This is a genomic window from Corynebacterium sp. MSK297 (assembly GCF_030232885.1).
Taxonomy (GTDB): domain Bacteria; phylum Actinomycetota; class Actinomycetes; order Mycobacteriales; family Mycobacteriaceae; genus Corynebacterium.
The window spans coordinates 261,399-278,294 of the sequence record NZ_JASPGD010000001.1 but is presented as its reverse complement, the minus strand read 5'-3'; the positions used below and the strand labels follow the sequence as shown (position 1 = coordinate 278,294).

At 57.1% G+C, this 16,896-nt stretch carries 19 protein-coding genes; 17 read left to right on the top strand and 2 right to left on the bottom strand.

The genetic code is table 11. The features are described from left to right. Position 1: 1 nt before the first annotated feature. Positions 2-664 carry a TetR family transcriptional regulator gene (locus QP888_RS01300; protein WP_284811635.1) on the bottom strand — a complete coding sequence of 221 codons (663 nt, stop codon included), beginning with the start codon at positions 662-664 and terminating at the stop codon, positions 2-4. A gap of 248 nt (positions 665-912) precedes the next feature. Between QP888_RS01300 and QP888_RS01295 the strand changes: the two genes are divergently transcribed. From QP888_RS01295 to pyk, 16 genes are all read left to right on the top strand, one after another. Next, positions 913-1,683 carry a hypothetical protein gene (locus QP888_RS01295; RefSeq protein WP_284811634.1) on the top strand — a complete coding sequence of 257 codons (771 nt, stop codon included), beginning with the start codon at positions 913-915 and terminating at the stop codon, positions 1,681-1,683. A gap of 3 nt (positions 1,684-1,686) precedes the next feature. Further along, positions 1,687-2,268: a hypothetical protein gene (locus QP888_RS01290; protein WP_284811632.1), complete on the top strand. Its 582-nt coding sequence runs from the start codon at positions 1,687-1,689 to the stop codon at positions 2,266-2,268. Positions 2,269-2,290: 22 nt separating this feature from the next. After that, the gene (hisD, locus tag QP888_RS01285) at positions 2,291-3,667 is read left to right on the top strand and encodes a histidinol dehydrogenase (protein WP_284811630.1); all 1,377 of its coding nucleotides are present in this window, start codon (positions 2,291-2,293) and stop codon (positions 3,665-3,667) included. A gap of 3 nt (positions 3,668-3,670) precedes the next feature. Continuing rightward, positions 3,671-4,765: a histidinol-phosphate transaminase gene (locus tag QP888_RS01280; protein ID WP_284811628.1), complete on the top strand. Its 1,095-nt coding sequence runs from the start codon at positions 3,671-3,673 to the stop codon at positions 4,763-4,765. Further along, positions 4,762-5,367, top strand: coding sequence for an imidazoleglycerol-phosphate dehydratase HisB (gene hisB / locus QP888_RS01275; protein WP_284811626.1), 606 nt, complete (start codon positions 4,762-4,764; stop codon positions 5,365-5,367). The genes QP888_RS01280 and hisB overlap by 4 nt, the downstream gene beginning before the upstream one ends. After that, positions 5,367-5,534, top strand: coding sequence for a CG2302 family histidine operon protein (locus QP888_RS01270; protein WP_259816207.1), 168 nt, complete (start codon positions 5,367-5,369; stop codon positions 5,532-5,534). The genes hisB and QP888_RS01270 overlap by 1 nt, the downstream gene beginning before the upstream one ends. A 104-nt stretch (positions 5,535-5,638) precedes the next feature. Further along, a complete protein-coding gene (locus QP888_RS01265; RefSeq protein WP_284811623.1) occupies positions 5,639-7,060 on the top strand; it encodes an MFS transporter in 1,422 nt (473 codons plus the stop codon). Positions 7,061-7,075: 15 nt separating this feature from the next. Then, complete coding sequence (gene hisH / locus QP888_RS01260) at positions 7,076-7,708, top strand: imidazole glycerol phosphate synthase subunit HisH (RefSeq protein WP_284811621.1); 633 nt, start codon at positions 7,076-7,078, stop codon at positions 7,706-7,708. Between the two features lie 58 nt (positions 7,709-7,766). Beyond that, a complete protein-coding gene (priA, locus tag QP888_RS01255; protein ID WP_284811620.1) occupies positions 7,767-8,528 on the top strand; it encodes a bifunctional 1-(5-phosphoribosyl)-5-((5-phosphoribosylamino)methylideneamino)imidazole-4-carboxamide isomerase/phosphoribosylanthranilate isomerase PriA in 762 nt (253 codons plus the stop codon). A gap of 12 nt (positions 8,529-8,540) precedes the next feature. Then, a complete protein-coding gene (locus QP888_RS01250; RefSeq protein WP_284811618.1) occupies positions 8,541-9,362 on the top strand; it encodes an inositol monophosphatase family protein in 822 nt (273 codons plus the stop codon). 17 nt (positions 9,363-9,379) lie between these two features. Then, entirely contained in the window at positions 9,380-10,186 is an 807-nt protein-coding gene (gene hisF / locus QP888_RS01245) for an imidazole glycerol phosphate synthase subunit HisF (RefSeq protein ID WP_284811616.1), read from the top strand. After that, positions 10,183-10,578 carry a phosphoribosyl-AMP cyclohydrolase gene (gene hisI, locus QP888_RS01240; RefSeq protein ID WP_284811614.1) on the top strand — a complete coding sequence of 132 codons (396 nt, stop codon included), beginning with the start codon at positions 10,183-10,185 and terminating at the stop codon, positions 10,576-10,578. The genes hisF and hisI overlap by 4 nt, the downstream gene beginning before the upstream one ends. Position 10,579: 1 nt before the next feature. Next, positions 10,580-11,287: a TIGR02234 family membrane protein gene (locus QP888_RS01235; RefSeq protein ID WP_284811613.1), complete on the top strand. Its 708-nt coding sequence runs from the start codon at positions 10,580-10,582 to the stop codon at positions 11,285-11,287. 122 nt (positions 11,288-11,409) lie between these two features. Then, the gene (locus tag QP888_RS01230; protein ID WP_502869065.1) at positions 11,410-12,264 is read left to right on the top strand and encodes an indole-3-glycerol phosphate synthase TrpC; all 855 of its coding nucleotides are present in this window, start codon (positions 11,410-11,412) and stop codon (positions 12,262-12,264) included. Between the two features lie 22 nt (positions 12,265-12,286). Then, complete coding sequence (gene lgt, locus QP888_RS01225) at positions 12,287-13,204, top strand: prolipoprotein diacylglyceryl transferase (RefSeq protein ID WP_284811611.1); 918 nt, start codon at positions 12,287-12,289, stop codon at positions 13,202-13,204. Between the two features lie 11 nt (positions 13,205-13,215). Continuing rightward, a complete protein-coding gene (gene pyk, locus QP888_RS01220; RefSeq protein WP_284811610.1) occupies positions 13,216-14,640 on the top strand; it encodes a pyruvate kinase in 1,425 nt (474 codons plus the stop codon). A gap of 18 nt (positions 14,641-14,658) precedes the next feature. Here pyk and QP888_RS01215 read toward each other — a convergent pair whose 3' ends face one another. Then, positions 14,659-15,918: an amidohydrolase gene (locus tag QP888_RS01215; RefSeq protein ID WP_284811608.1), complete on the bottom strand. Its 1,260-nt coding sequence runs from the start codon at positions 15,916-15,918 to the stop codon at positions 14,659-14,661. Positions 15,919-16,365: 447 nt separating this feature from the next. Between QP888_RS01215 and QP888_RS01210 the strand changes: the two genes are divergently transcribed. Beyond that, positions 16,366-16,896: hypothetical protein (locus tag QP888_RS01210; RefSeq protein WP_284811606.1), on the top strand; the 531-nt coding region annotated here is incomplete at its 3' end.

The following is a 16,896-nucleotide window of genomic DNA, read 5'->3' as shown; positions in this document are numbered from 1 at the left end:
CTTAAGTTCCTTCCTGATCATGTAACCGGGCGTGCAAGCCAGCTAATAACACGGTAATGCCGCGTTCGACGTCGTCGCTGCCGGGAAGATTCGTGCTTCTTGCGGTCCCGGGCAGTGTCGGCTTATTGGCCGGTTGGGTGGCTTCCAGAAATTGTTTGGCCGATTGCTCCATGATGCTCGCGCCAAAGACCAAGTGCAATGCAGAAGAAGTAGTAGCAGCAATATCCGCGGTGGTGTGGGCTTTGCTAAGGCCGTGTCCAGCCAGATTTAATTCATGGGTGATCGTGGCGGACAAGCTATCGCGCAATTGTGACCACACAGGTGAGCTGGGTTGAGCAGCCGCCGCATGCACGAGTTCGGCACCGTCGCGGTGGGCTAGCAGCGTCGCGTGCAGGGTGGTGCAGAATTCCTGCGGGCTGGGCAGTAGGTGTGCGGGCACAGGTTCGACAGCGCTAGCAAGCTCGTCGGCAAGTTCACAAACGGGTGCGATGATTTTGTGAGCTACTGCTGTAATTAGTTCTTGTTTGTTTGCGATATGCCAATAGAGAGTTCCCGCGGCAACGCCCAGGGAGCTAGCTACCCGCCGCATCGTCATATCAGCCAGTCCATAGGCGTCGAGAAGCTCTAAGGCCTGGTCGATGATGGTCTCACGGAATAGCTGCACAACTGCATAGTTTACGGTAATTAATTCGAGCAAACTTTCACGGGTTCATGCTGCAGAAAACGCTAATGTGCGCAGGCTGGAATGTATGCGAGAAAGCTCAGCGCGCACACCATGTTTCGCTCACAGCATATTCCGAGGGAGTTCTCATGTTTACCGTACGTTCCGGCTGTTAGCATTACGTGACGTTATATCTGAGAAGTCAATTTTTGCCGAATGGCGTGTTATTCCCGAGTATGCAAGGAGCATCCATGTCTTTGTCCCTGACACCCAAAAAAGCCATTGTGGCTGTCGCCGCGCTGGCCCCACTGATCGTGGCTGGGTGCTCGTCGGCCGACGAGGAGACCGCTGCGAAAAATACTTCAACGGTTACCAGCACCTCCCAGACCGCTACCGAAACCTCTACCGAGGACCCAGAGCACAAAGACGATAAAAACAAAGACCACAAAGACAACAAAGACCAAGACAACAAAGACAAAGAGAAAAAAGAGAAAGCTGAAAAAGAAAAAGCCAAAGATCAGCCTGCCGAAAATCAGCCAAAGCCACAGGATCAAGCCGCAAACGGTGGCCCCCTTGATCAGGGTGGACATTACGGCCAGCCGGTGAACCCTTTTGCAGGCGGAAACCCCCAGGACATCAACGTCGCGCCTGTGGAGGGTGGTCAGCCTGCTGACGAGCAGACGGTTGCCGAGATTCGCAGTCTGCTCGACGGCCAATTCGAGCAGACTAATCCGATAGACTTTTTCACCTATATGCCGAAAAACAGCTGCAGTGCCGTCTTGGATGAGATTGATGGTGGAGCCGATGCTTTCAAGGAAGAAAACGTGGATCCGGCAACCCGTGCGGCGATGGACAACCTCTTCCAGGTTGCCCCAGTTAACGCACACATCGAATCAGTCACTGACGTCCAGCGCAACGGTGATCGTGCCTCTGCAACGGTGACGATACGCAACCAGCAGGGCCCTGATACAGCTCTGTATCGCTTTCAGCACGAAGGCGGACAGTGGAAGTTCTGTAAGTAATTTATGCAACAGAAAATTCCGCGATGGCTCGGTGATCGTGCTGGCCTAATTGGACTGGGGCTGATTGTCTATTCCCTCGGCGGGGCAGTGTGGGGGCTTGTGCGCCCAACGTTTCCGGCGGAAGTGGTGAGTGCCGAGCGGATGATTCCGGATTATTCGGATTCCAGCCACTTCATCGCTTTTGCTTCTTTCGTGATAGCCGCCATTGTGCTGTCTGTGGTGTTGGCGATTTTTGCGTATCTCACGCAAGGTTCACGGAAATTTGTGGATCTGTTGTGGGTTGGGGTGGTGGCCTTGGCCGGGGCGGTGTCGTTTTTGGCGGTTGGCGATGTCGTGGGCATGAGTGTGCACGGCATTGGTTCGACTGATCAGCTGGCTCCGGGGACGACGATCACCACGGTGGCTGCTGTAAAGCCAGGTATTTCGGGTTACCTGGTTGCCCCGTTCGTGGCTATGCTGGTGTATTGGTCGTTACAGGTTCTTAGCCCTGCGACAGAACCCACAGAACCTGCAGACGATAACGGTCAGAAGGTTCAAAAGATCCAGCAGACCCATAAGGTTGAAAAAGACCTAAAAGACGCCTAGCCAGCATTAAGGAGCCACCACGGTGTTAAGCACGATCGACCTGCGAGGCCAGGTGCCCACCACCAGTCAGTTGCGGCGCAGTCTGCCGCGCGGCGGAACTGATATCACGTCGGTCTTGCCGACGGTTGCGCCGATTATTGATGCGGTGAAATCGGGCGGGGCCGACGCTGCCTTGGAATTTGGTGAGCGCTTTGATCGCGTGCGTCCGCGTTCGGTGCGTGTGCCCGCGGAGATCATGGACCGCGCTGTCGGTGGGCTGGACCCGGATGTGCGCGCCGCGATTAACGAGGCGATTGTGCGCACACGCCGGGTGCACCGGGAACAAAAGCCGTCCAGCCACACCACCACTCTTGCCGACGGCGCGCGGGTGACCGAAGTTTTCCGTTCCGTTGAACGCGTTGGATTGTATGTTCCGGGTGGCCAGGCGGTGTATCCGTCGTCGGTGATTATGAATGCGGTGCCGGCGCAAGAAGCCGGTGCGGAATCGCTGGTGGTGGTAAGCCCACCGCAGGAAGATTGCGGCGGTTGGCCGCACCCGACGATTCTGGCTGTCTGCCAGTTGCTCGGGGTTGATGAGGTTTGGGCTGTCGGTGGCGCGCAGGCTGTTGCTCTGCTGGCGTACGGCTCTGAGGCCTCTGATTCTGCTGATGGTGCTGGCGTGGCGTGTGAACCGGTCGACATGATCACCGGACCAGGCAATATTTATGTCGCTGCCGCCAAGCGCTTGGTGCAGGGCGTGGTCGGGACCGACTCGGAGGCAGGCCCTACCGAGATCGCGATTATTGCCGATCACACCGCGAACCCAACGTGGGTGGCTTATGACCTGATTTCGCAGGCAGAACACGATGAGATGGCCGCTAGCGTGCTTATTACCACCGACGAAGAATTTGCGAAACGCGTCAACGACGAGATTACGCAGCGTTATGGTGTCACCGCCAACCACACGCGCGTCGAACAGGCTCTGCGCGGACAGCAATCCGGCATTGTGCTGGTCGACGACATCGAGCAAGCCATTCGCGTCGCCGATGCTTATGCGGCAGAGCACTTGGAAGTACACACGGACAATGCGCGCGAGGTGGCTGAACGCGTGCGCCATGCCGGTGCAATTTTCGTCGGGGAGTATTCTCCGGTGCCATTGGGTGATTATGTTGCCGGTTCCAACCATGTGTTGCCCACCGGGGGCACGGCACGGTTTTCTTCTGGCTTGTCGACGCACACGTTCCTGCGCCCAGTCAACCTGATTGATTATGACCAGAAGGGTTTGCGCGCGGTCGCGGAACACGTCATTGCGTTTTCGCAGGCGGAGCAGTTGCCCGCTCACGGTGAGGCGATCCGGGCGCGGTTTGCTGAGGATCCAGCAAACACGGATACCAGCAGTACAGAGACTCCGGAGGGTTAAGTGATGGTCGATATTTCGCACTTGCCGCTGCGCGAAGAACTCCGAGGCCAGCGTGCCTATGGTGCACCACAGCTGGACGTTCCGGTTGCGTTAAACACCAACGAAAACCCGTATCCGCCATCACCGGCGCTGGTGGAATCGCTGTTGGCGGAGATCCAGCGGCTGTCTACCAGCTTGAACCGATACCCGGACCGTGATGCTGTGCAGCTGCGCGCGGATTTGGCGGATTACGTCACCCGACGCACTGGGGTAGACGTCACCGGCGAAAACGTCTGGGCAGCGAATGGTTCCAATGAGATCCTGCAGCAACTGTTGCAGGCATTTGGTGGTCCGGGCCGCAGCGTGTTGGGCTTCCAGCCGTCGTATTCCATGCATCCGATTTTGGCGGCTGGTACGCACACAGAATTTATCAACGTTCCGCGTCGCGCGGATTTCACCGTTGACATCGATGCCGCACTGGCTGCAATTGCTGAGCATCAGCCGTCGGTGCTGTTTGTTACCACGCCGAATAACCCGACTGGCACTCCGACCGGCCTGGACGAAATTGAACAATTGTGCCACGCCATGCATGGGGTCGACGGCATCGTGATTGTCGATGAGGCTTACGCGGAGTTTTCCGAAAGCCCGTCGGCGACCACGTTGATCGCGAAATACCCTGCCACACTGGTGGTCTCGCGCACGATGTCGAAGGCTTTCGATTTTGCCGGGGTGCGGTTGGGCTATTTCGTTGCCGATCCCGCCTTCGTGGAGGCCGTGCAACTGGTGCGCTTGCCGTATCACCTGTCAGTGCTAACACAAGCGGCCGCACGTGCGGCGCTGCGCCATGCTGATGAGACGCTGGCTGACGTCGGCAAGCTGATTGAAGGCCGCCACCGTGTCGTCGCTGAGCTGGAGAAACAGGGCTATACGGTGATGCCGAGCGAATCGAATTTCGTGTTCTTCGGCGATTTTCCTGATCAGCACGATGTGTGGCAGCAATTTTTGGACCGTGGGGTGCTCATCCGCGACGTGGGCGTTGGCGGATATCTGCGGGCGACGATCGGTACACCAGAAGAAAATGAAGCCTTTCTCCAAGCAGCACGGGAGGTGCAGCGATGAGTTTGCGCACTGGCACACACCAGCGGAGCACGAGCGAATCCGATATTTCGGTAGAGATCAACCTAGACGGCCCAGCCGCCGCCGATATTTCGACAGGGTTGCCGTTTTTTGATCACATGCTTACTGCGTTTGCTGTGCACGGCGGATTTGGGCTGCAGGTCGCAGCGCGTGGGGATATCGAGGTTGATGCCCACCACACCGTGGAAGATACCGCGATTGTGTTAGGCGAGGCTTTTGCGAAAGCATTGGGAAACAAGGCTGGAATTACCCGGTTTGGGCAGCAGCAGTTACCCATGGATGAAGCGTTGGTTGAGGCCGTGGTGGATATTTCCGGTCGCCCCTATTGCGTCTTTACCGGCGAGCCAGAGCACATGGTGCACCAGATTATTGGCGGGCACTATGCGACGGTGATGAATGAGCATTTTTTTGATACCTTCGCCAAGCACGCAGGGTTGACCCTGCACGTGCGTTGTCACTATGGACGTGATCCGCACCACATCACCGAAGCGGAATTCAAGGCGGTCGCCCGGGCTTTGCGCACCGCGGTGCTCATTGATCCGAAACAGGCCGGTCATATCCCGTCGACGAAGGGTGCGCTGTAATGGCGAATCTTTCGGTACTGGTGACGTTTTTGGTCGCAGGAATGCTTGCCGGTGGTGCGGTCAGTGCGTATCGGGCAGGAGCGAAGGCATGGACTATTATCGCTGCGGTAGCCGCCGTCTTGGTTGCGGTGCTGGCTGTGTGGATGATGACGATGCAGATGCCGTAGCCGTGTTTACTTGGTAGTCCGCCCGCCCAATGGCTTTACTAAGCCTGGGGTTCGTGTAGTTTTAATGCACGCACGGAAGTACCAGTGAGGAGGCGATGGCGGCAATGAGTCAACAGCATGGTGATGAAAACAATAACCAGTCTGCACAATCGGCACCTCAAATACAGCCTGCACAATCTGCAGAACAGTCTGTCGACGTGCAACCCGCACGGGTAGTGCAGTCGCAGGCGATATCCATTTGGAAAGTACCCGGTTTTACCTCCACGATGGTGGCCATCGCCGCCGCCTTCGGTGCTTTTTCTTTGTTGCTTCCTGTGCTGCCGTTGGCGGTTCTCGATTCTGGTGGTTCTGCCACCTTGGCCGGTGGTGCTACCGGTTCTTTTATGGCCGCAACGGTGGCCATCCAGATTGTCACCCCGCAGTTGGTGCGCAAATTTGGTTATAACCCCGTGATGATGGCGTCGGCTTTCATGCTCGGCGTTCCGGCACTAGGCCACCTGTTAGGCATGGAGCCCTGGGTTGTGCTGTTGTTTTCGGCTCTGCGCGGTACTGGGTTTGGTGCACTCACGGTGGCGCAGTCTGCGTTGATCGCGGAGCTCGTCCCGATCCGCCTGTTAGGCAAAGCCACTGGCATCCTGGGCGTTTTCGTTGGCGGTGCACAGATGGTGTTTATGCCCCTCGGCCTGATGATGGGGGATACCTGGGGATATCACACGGTGTTCTACCTGGCAGCCACGACGGCGCTGATTGCGGTAGCGATGATTATCCGTTTACCGAAGCTTTTCCCAGCCACCGCGGATGAGGAAAGCTCCGGTGTAGTGCAGGTATCGATGTGGAAATTGGTGTTGGTGCCTGCGCTGGCGATGACCAGTATTTCTATGAGCTACGGTGTGGTTTCGGCCTTCTTGCCGGCCTCGGTGCGTGAAGCCGACCCAGAAACCGGTGCCGTGTTGGCTGGTTTCATGCTCTCGCTCATTGGCGCGATGACGTTCATCTTCCGCCTGGTCTCTGGCACCGTGGCAGACCGCACGGGCAAACCGGGCATGTTGATGATCCCCATGCAGTTCCTGGGGTTGTTTAGCATGCTGTTGATGGCTACCGCCACTTTTGCCGGTTGGTCCATCTGGTGGTTGGTTTTGTCAGCATTGTTGTTCGGTGCTGCTTTCGGCGGCATGCAAAACGAAGCCTTGTTGTCTATGTTTGATCGCCTGCCACGGCACAAATTCTCTGAGGCCTCGGCGGTGTGGAATATTTTTTATGATGCAGGCACTGGCTTGGGTTCACTGGCCCTGGGGGCTTTGGTCGCCGGATATGGCTACGGCGGAACTTACCTTGCAGCCGCGGGCATCGTCTTTGCACTGATCATCTTGACCTGCATGGATGCCTATATCGGGAAGCATCGCACCACTGATTATCATCATATTCGTGGCCGTTTGCGCCAAGTTCCGGGTGCACGCACCGCGGGCCGGGCGTGGCGGGTCTCGCGCCGTAGTGCTTCCCGTTTGCGGTTTGGTAAGAAGCCATAGCCTAGACTGTCAGGCATGAGCCCGACTGTCGCCCTGCTTGATTATGGTTCCGGAAATATCCGCAGTGCCTACCGTGCCCTTGAACACGTCGGTGCGGACGTAGAAATCACTCATGACCCACACACGTGCCTGAACGCTGATGGTCTGCTTGTGCCCGGTGTCGGCGCGTTCGCAGCCTGCATGCGGGGGTTGCGTGAGGTGCACGGCCCCCGCATTATTGGCCAGCGCTTGGCTGGTGAACGCCCGGTGCTGGGCATTTGCGTCGGTATGCAGGTGTTGTTTGAGCACGGTGTGGAACACGACGAAGCCGCGGATGGTTGCGGTGAATGGCCGGGTACCGTCGAACGCTTGCAGGCTCGGGTGTTGCCGCACATGGGGTGGAATACCGTGCAACAACCGGATTCGCCGATGTTTGCAGAGCTTGCCGACGACGAGCGTTTCTATTTCGTGCATTCGTACGGGGTGCGCACCTGGGAGCTCGACAGCACGGATTTTGCGGCCCCACCGAAAGTAGCGTGGTCGGTGCATGATGGCGATCGTTTCGTGGCCGCTGTTGACAATGGTGCGTTGTGGGCGACGCAATTTCATCCAGAAAAATCCGGTGCTGCTGGTTCGCAGTTGCTGCACAACTGGATTAACACGCTCTAGCGTTCCGCGTCTGGGAGATAAGAATCCGTGTGGGACACAAAACGAGAAGGAATCTGTCATGAGTTTTAGTCTTTTGCCTGCCGTCGATGTTGTGGAGGGCAAAGCCGTCCGTTTGGATCAAGGTGCTGCCGGAACGGAGAAATCTTACGGCGATCCCATTGCTGCTGCGCGCCGGTGGCAAGACCAGGGCGCGGAATGGATCCATTGTGTCGATTTGGATGCTGCTTTTGGGCGTGGTTCCAATCACGAGTTATTGGCGCAGATTGTCGCAGAGGTCGGCGTCAATATTGAGCTAACCGGTGGTATTCGTGATGACGCCTCCCTGGAACGCGCGCTAGCTACTGGTGCACACCGGGTGAATATCGGTACTGCCGCGTTGGAAAAGCCAGAGTGGATTGCTCAGGTGCTTGCTTCGCATGCCGACGTGGTGGCGGTGGATCTCGCGGTGCTGCGCGACGGTGACGGTGAATGGCGTACCCGTGGGCGCGGCTGGGAAACCGATGGTGGTGATCTCTGGGAAGTGCTTGAGCGGTTGGATGCTGCGGGCTGCCAGCGTTTTGTGGTTACTGATGTGTCGAAAGATGGCACGTTGGCGGGGCCGAATATTGAGCTTTTGCGGGATGTTAGCGCTGCTACAGAAGCGAAAATTACCGCGTCGGGCGGGATTTCGAGTTTGGATGATGTGGCCGCCGTCGCGAAGCATGCAGATGAAGGAATTGATTCGGTGATCATCGGCAAAGCCCTGTATGAAGACCGCTTTAGCTTGTCTGCGGCGCTGGAGATGGTGAATGGACTAGTAAGCAAGGCCACACGCGGCTAGGATCGGTGTGTAATGGATGCATCCGAGAGCACAGCACGAGAGGCACATGCGCACGGCTTATCGACACGACAGTCGCTGCAGTATTTAGCTGAGTTGGACAAACTCCTTGGTCACGCCGAGGAGATGTTTCGTGCTGGCTTCGGCACCGCGCCTGCGCGCCGGAAATCCGGTGGATCGCCGGTGACGACCGTCGACTTCAGCATTGAGGAATATTTGCGGGAAACGTTGCACGGCATTGCCGGTGCCACGGTGTGCGGTGAGGAACATGGCGGTGAGATTGGTGAGGAACCCGCGTGGGTGATTGATCCGATTGATGGCACGGCCAATTTCGCGGCGGGTAATCCGATGTGCGCGATCAATGTGGCTCTGGTGGCTAATTACCGTCCTGTCGTCGGCATGATTGCGTTGCCACTGTTGCATAAACGTATCAGCGCTGTGGCTGGCGGGGGAGTGCTGCGCAATGGTGAGCATTTTGTTCGCCACCGCCCGCACGGGCACATTGGTGCTTCGAATGTGGGCTCGGCTGCGGTAGATCAGGTATCCGCACACCGGCGTGCACAAATGCTGGAAGATATTGTCTCGCAGGGGCTTTCGACCCGTATTACCGGTTCGGTGGGGTTGGATCTCGCGTTTGCCGCCGAAGGTGTTTTTGATGGCATCATGAATTTCTCGCCGTTTCCGTGGGATAACGCCGCTGGTGCTCTGCTGAATTCCGAGGCCGGGTTGGTGGTCACTGACCTGGAAGGTCGGCCGTGGACGACGCGGTCGCATGGCATTATTGCCGGAAGCGCGGATATTCACCACCGTCTGCACCGTTTGGTGCGCGAGAATTAGATAAGAAAGGCAGTGTCATGAGCCTGGCAACACGGGTGATACCGTGCTTGGATGTCAACGATGGCCGCGTGGTCAAAGGAGTCAACTTTGCAGGACTCCGCGATGCCGGTGACCCGGTGGAACTAGCGCGCCGGTATGAAGCAGGAGGCGCCGACGAGTTGACGTTTTTGGATGTTTCTGCCTCCAAACAAGGCCGCGGGACCATGCTGGAAGTGGTGCGTTCTACCGCCGAGCACGTGTTTATCCCGCTTACTGTCGGCGGCGGAGTTCGCAGCGCGGATGATGTGAACGAATTGCTGCGCGCTGGTGCGGATAAAGTCTCGATTAATACCGCAGCGATTGCCCGTCCGGAACTTCTGCGGGAACTTTCCCGCCGCTTTGGTTCTCAATGCATTGTGCTTTCGGTGGATGCGCGCCGAGTGGTTCCTGAGCAAGCAGGTAAACCAAGCCAAGCAACGCAAGCAGATTACGCTCCGTCGGGGTTTGAGGTCACCACCCATGGTGGCTCGAAGTCCGCGGGATTGGATGCCATTGAGTGGGTACGCACCGCCCAAGAACTCGGGGTGGGCGAAATTTTGCTGAATTCCATGGATGGTGACGGCACCAAGGCAGGTTTTGATCTGGAGCTGATCGCCGCGGTTCGGGAGCACACGAGCCTTCCGGTGATTGCCTCTGGTGGGGCCGGGGCGGCCGCGCATTTCCCACTCGCAATTGAGGCTGGTGCTGATGCGGTGTTGGCAGCCTCAATTTTCCATTTTGGAGAAGTAGCCATCGATGAGGTGAAAGCAACCATGCAGGATGCAGGATTGACGGTGCGGCAATGAGTACCACCGACAACCGCCAGACCGGCAGCGGAGCGAGCGATAATCCCGCCGATTACGAGTTGGACCCAGCCGTCGGCAAGCGCCTGAAACTCAACGACGCTGGCCTGCTGCCTGCTGTGGTCCAGGCTGCTGATACTGAGGAAGTCCTCATGCTTGCGTGGATGGATACCCACGCGCTGGCCTACACGCTGGCGACGCGGCATGGCACGTATTATTCGCGCTCGCGCCAGGAATATTGGATCAAAGGCTTGACCTCCGGTAACACGCAGCACGTGGAATCGGTGGCGTTGGATTGTGATGGCGATACGGTGCTTGTGCGCGTCCGGCAGCGCGGGGGAGCGTGCCACACGGGTGATCGCACGTGTTTCGATGCCGACGTTTTGCTAGCCTAAAATGATGTTTTCGCATCGCGTTTCTGCGCTGTTAATAGGCCTGGGTGCTGCCGGTGTGTGGGGTGCCTCCCGCATGGATTGGGTCATAGCTGATACCGCAGATGACCTGGCAGGTGGCCGCTCGATTGCGATTAGTGGCGGGCAGTGGTCCATGGAGATCACCGCATTGGCCCTGGTCATGCTCGCTGGTTGTGTCGCTGGGTTGGCTTTGCGACGCCTGGGCCGTCGCGTGGTGGGGATTATTTCTGCGCTGGCTGCGATCGGGGCAAGTTGGTCGGGGCTGAGCATGCTCGCCGGAACCCCGGATCCAGAGCATGCCCGCAATGTGCTGCGCGCGGCTGCCACGAATGAGACCGCGGTGAATGCGGAAGGCATCAGTGAATGGGCGTCCGTGGTCGCGGTGGAACCGCAGATTGTGGGCCCAGTGCTGAGCTTGGTCGCTTGCGCTCTCGTGCTGTTTGCCTCGGTGTTGCTCGCGATGCGGCCTGGCACTGATCTCGTTGCGGCGAATAAGTATGAACGCAAGGCTGCTCGTGAGGACAAAATTGAGCAGGATTTGGCAGAAAGCCCGGATTCCGGCCGTGTGCTGTGGGATGCGCTGGATGCTGATATTGACCCCAGTGAGGATCGTCGGCCGTCACGCGAACGCTCAGATAAAAGCTCCAAGGAAAGCCACAATCAGGGCTCCAATGAGAGCCCCAAAAATTAGGTGCGCCTTGGTTTTCTGAATAGTGATGTGAAATACTCAAAGAAACTGAGAAAGCATAGCCCCTAACCAGCAAAGAGAAGGGTGAGCAAGTGGTCACCACGACACTGACAGCGAGGGATATCGTGGCAGGTATCCTCGCAGATGTCGCTGCCCGTGAAGCCCGCTTGCCTTTTGCCGACATCAAGGCTCTGTCGCGCGCGGTGCCCGCGCCGCGTCCAGTGTTACCGTTGCTGTCCCAGTCCGGCTGTAGCGTGATCGCCGAAATTAAACGGGCGAAACCTGCCGCACGCTATGATGATGCTTTCGGCACGTGTGCCACAGGCGCTAGCCAGACAGATTCTCTTATTGATTTCGGGGCGGTGGATACGCTTGCCGACGTCGCCAGCTTGGCGCACGATTTTGAATCTGCGGGTGTGGCAGTGATTGCTTGCCAAACGGAGCAGCTGCGTTTCCGTGGTTCGTTGGAGGATATGGCTACTGCCCGTGCTGCTAGTTCCGTGCCGATGCTGTGCCGGGATATCATCGTCGATCCTTATCAGATCCACGAAGCTCGGTTTTTCGGCGCGGATATGGTTCCGCTGCAGGTGGAGCTGCTGGAGCAGGCCCGGTTGGAAGCACTCGTGGATCGCATTGAAAGCCTTGGTATGACAGTGTTGGCCGAGGTGCGCAGCCCAGGCCAAGCCTGTCGCGCGGTGTCAGCGGGGGTGAGCGTGGTGGGAATTAATGCCCGTGGGTTGGAATCGCGCACGTTGAGTCCGGATCGTTTCGCTGCGATCGTGCCGCACCTGCCGGAATCCGTGATCCGTATCGGGTTGGGCGGGGTGCTCGGTGCCCGCGAGTTGTGGCGTTATGCCGGGTGGGGTGCTGATGCCGTCTTGGTTGGTGAGGCGTTAATGTCAGCACCGAATCCGGCTGCGACTGCCCGAGCCTTGGTAGCTGCGGGGCGGCACCCAGCCTGCCCGGCTGTGCGTGGCTAGGGTTATGGCAGAATCCTAAGGCATGGCTACAGATTTTTTGGCTAATATTCCCTCGCCACCGCAAGGCGTGTGGCAACTAGGTCCGCTCCCGCTGCGTGCGTATGCACTGTGCATCATAGCTGGCATCATTGTCGCGCTGTATATCACCCAAGCTCGGTATGTCCGCGCTGGCGGTGATTCGAATGTGGTCTGGGATGCGGCAATTGTGGCGATTCCCGCTGGTGTGATCGGCGGGCGAGTCTATCACGTGCTGACAGATCATCATAAGTATTTTTGTGCCGACTGCGATCCGGTTGATGCGTTGCGCATTACCAATGGTGGTCTGGGCATTTGGGGCGCGATTGCGCTGGGCACCATTGCCGTGGCAGTGATGTGTAAAATCCGCGGGATCCGCCTAGCCGCTTTTGCCGATGCGGCTGCGCCCGCCATTGTGTTGGCACAAGGCATCGGGCGTTTGGGTAACTGGTTCAACCAGGAGCTCTATGGTCGACCTACTGATGTCCCATGGGCGTTAGAAATTTATCGTCGTGTGGATGAAAGCGGTGATTATGCGCCGGTTGCTGGTAGCTCCACGGGGGAAATCATCGCGACGGTGCACCCGACTTTCCTGTATGAGCTGCTGTGGAATCTCGCGGTTTTTGCGTTCTTGTTGTGGGCGCACAAGCGTTTCCGTTTAGGCGGTGGGCAGGTATTCGCGCTCTATGTCGCAGGCTATACCGCGGGCCGTTTTTGGATCGAGCTGATGCGTGCCGACGAAGCCACCTTGTTGTTTGATGCGGTGCGCGTCAACGCGGTGGTATCTGTGGTGGCGTTCGTGTTAGCGATTGCCGCGTTTGTGGTTCTGGGCAAGCGTTTCCGCAGGCAAGTCCAAGATGGTGTTGTGAACCCGGAGGCACCGGCTGCTTCGAAACCCCTGACTAGTGCTGCGGCAACCGGGTAGGCTTGGGAGGCGTGGACAGACGAACAAAGATTGTATGCACACTTGGACCAGCCGTCGCCAGCCAGGAAGCCATTTCGGGCCTGGTTGCTGACGGGATGAACGTTGCCCGCCTGAACTTTTCACACGGTGAACACGAAGATCACCAACGCAACTATGAATGGGTGCGCCAAGCCTCCGCAGAAAGCGGTAAGGCCGTTGGTGTGTTGGCTGATCTGCAAGGCCCCAAGATTCGCCTGGGCCGGTTTACCGAGAATGAGACCTATTGGGAAACCGGTGAGACGGTGCGCATCACCGTCGATGATGTGGAAGGTACCCATGACCGGGTATCAACCACCTATAAAAATCTTGCCGACGACGCTCGCCCGGGTGATCGTCTGCTGATTGATGATGGCAAGGTTGCCGTGGAATGCGTCGAGGTCGACGGCACTGATGTTGTGTGCCGTGTGACTGAGGGCGGCCCGGTCTCGAATAACAAGGGCGTGTCACTGCCCGGAATGGATATTTCCGTTCCTGCGCTGTCGGAAAAAGATATTGCAGATCTGCGTTTCGCGTTGCGACTGGGCGTGGATTTCATCGCGCTGTCGTTCGTGCGCTCGCCAGCTGATGTGGATTTGGTCCATGAGATCATGGATGAAGAAGGTCGCCGCTTGCCGGTGATCGCGAAGCTGGAAAAGCCGGAGGCTGTGGACGCTTTGGAATCGATCATTCTGGCTTTTGATGCGGTCATGGTTGCCCGCGGTGATCTGGGCGTGGAAGTCCCACTGGAGCAGGTACCTTTGGTGCAAAAGCGGGCGATCCAGATTGCCCGTGAGAACGCGAAGCCAGTGATCGTGGCTACCCAGATGCTGGATTCCATGATTGAAAACTCCCGTCCGACGCGCGCGGAGGCCTCGGATGTGGCCAATGCGGTGTTGGATGGTGCGGATGCCGTGATGCTTTCCGGCGAGACGTCCGTGGGAGTGGACCCGCACAACGTGGTGCGCACCATGGCGCGCATCGTGCTGGAAGCTGAAACCATTGGTGAGTTGCCTGATCTGGGGCATATTCCACGCACCAAGCGGGGGGTGATTGCGTATTCCGCGCGTGATATCGCGGAGCGTTTGAATTCTAAGGCACTGGTGGCGTTTACCACTTCTGGTGATACCGCGAAGCGGTTGTCGCGTCTGCGCTCTCAACTGCCGCTGTTGGTGTTCACGCCACACGAAAATGTCCGCTCCCAGTTGTCACTAACCTGGGGTGTGGAAACCTTTTTGTGCCCAGAGGTTGCCTCTACCGACGAGATGCTGCACGTGCTAGACCGCCAGCTGGTGAAGGTCGACGGTTACCACCGGGACGATGTGATTGTGCTGGTCGCCGGCACCCCACCGGGGGTCGAAGGCAATACCAACATGGTGCACGTGCACGCGATTGGCGAAGACGTGCGCATCTCGCCATAAGATTAGAAACGGTACGCCCTAGACTGCGACGAAGCCCAACAGTGCACCCGCGCCCGCAAGGGTGCTGGCGTGCACTGTTGGTTCGTATTCAGGTACGAAGTTGGCCTGGTGATTGACCGGCACATCCGTGTCTATGGTGCCGCGCGCGGCGGCCTCATCCCATAGCTGGCGTGGCGTCGAACCCACGAACCAGAACAAATAGGGGGTGTTCCACGCCTTCGGCAAATAGGTGAAATCTTCCGAGACAGTGGAGCGCTGCGCAGTCACGCTGTACTCGCCGAAGGTCGCATCAAAAATCCCGCGCACACGGTCAAAAACATCCTCGTTATTATCGACTACCTCCCCATGGGCATAAAAGTGAAACTCCGGTTCTTTCGTGGAACCAGACGCCTGCACTTCGGCCTGTACCACGCGCTTGAGCGCGGTGTATACGCGTTCTGCCAATTCCTCGTCGTAATAGCGGGTGTTGAGCACTAGCTCTGCGCGATCCGGAATGATGTTGTTGGTATCCCCAGAGCGCAGGGTGCCCACGGAGATTACGAAAAAATCATCGGGTGCGACCTCCCGGCCTACAATTGCTTGTAAACGAGTGACGATCATTGCCGCGGTGTAGGTCGGGTCAATCGATTTATGCGGCATGGACGCGTGCGCGGATTTTCCAAAGATAGTGACCTTGATGGAATCGCAGCCAGCCATCAGAGGGCCGCGCCGGGTTTGTACTTCTCCGGCGCGCCCAGGCATGACGTGCTGGCCCAGGCACACATCTGGGGCCGGGATTTTGTCGACGAGGCCGTCTTCGATCATGAGCTTGGCACCGATGGAGGATTCTTCGGCTGGTTGGAATAATGCGATGACGGTGCCTGCCCAGTGCTCGCGGAGATTATCCAGAATTGCGAGTGCTCCGAGCAGGGCAGTGGTATGCATATCGTGCCCGCAGGCGTGCAGGTTTTTCCCATCGACGTAAAGCGCATCGAAATCTGCGCGCATCAAGGCTGTTGGAGTATTGGTAGTTGTTTCGTTGCGCATAACCGCGACGATGCCGTGCCCACCGATGCCGGTGGTGACCTCTACGTCGAAACGTTGTAGTGCGGCCTGAATTGCTGCGGCTGTGCGTTCTTCCTGGTGGGAAAGCTCTGGGTGTTGGTGGAGGTCGTCATAAAAGGGGTGCTGCCAGGAAAGATCTGCGGTGTGGGTGGCGAGCAAGTCTGTGATGTGCTGGGCGCTTGGTTGAAACTGTGGCTGGTATTTGGGTTCTTTAGCGGTTGGCTGATGCGACATGCTGACAATGGTATCTACATGGGACTGGAGGGGATAAGTACGTGAAAATGATGTGAAACTTGATGGTAAGTAGGGGTAATGAATGTTTACCCCTGCAGTGTGAAGTCAGACTAGAAGGTTTTAGTTTGGGGATACACTCCGCTATCGAGCCGATTCTATAGTTCCAGGTAGATATGGTTGAGACCGGATTTCAATAAGTGAGCGAAGATGTAATTTCTTGTTTCTCGCCACCGAGATACGAAAATAATTCTGAGCTTGCTGAATTTAATTATACAGAAAGCGTTTCAACCGAGTAGCTTTTAAGCAGATCATAGCGCCTACCTACCCTGGTGGCGCTGAGCTTTATTGAGAGGGACGACAGTTTCTAAGCCAAAGCCAACTATAGGATCCGTTAAACGCAGTGGACTTGCGATTGCGACCGTTGTTGCAGTTGCCGGAAGTGGGTTCATGCCCGAAAATTATGCATTTGCGCAGGAGGCGGACAACGAATCGCAAGAGGTAGAGCGTAAAGCACCTAACGTCGATGAAGTATTCGAATCTGAAAAGACGACTATCAACGTACGGTTAAAAGAGACCCAGGATCCAGTCACAGTTGCGCAAGAGGTCGCAGGCAAGTTCAAATCTCAATTTGGTAGTGACGCAGGAGCTTTTAATCAGTTTGAATGGCAGCTTGAGCGGAAAGTGAAGGAGCAATTCGCCACTCTGGTTGCAAACGATGAAGTTGACCTAGCCCCTGGATACTCCCTCCCATCTGCCAAAGACTATTTCGAGTCTCATGAAGAAGGAATTGCAGCTGCTTTACGCCCGGCTAATGATTCTGAAGGACTGTCACCTGATGAAGTAGTGGAGAAATATGCTGCCGAACTGAAAAGAAGTGGCCTTCTTAGTGTTAATAATGAAAATGCGTGGAAGGCTGAGTTCCGTCAGTTAGTCTCGGAGAAAGAGCGTGAGCTGTATCCGGAGTATTTTGCTCCGTCG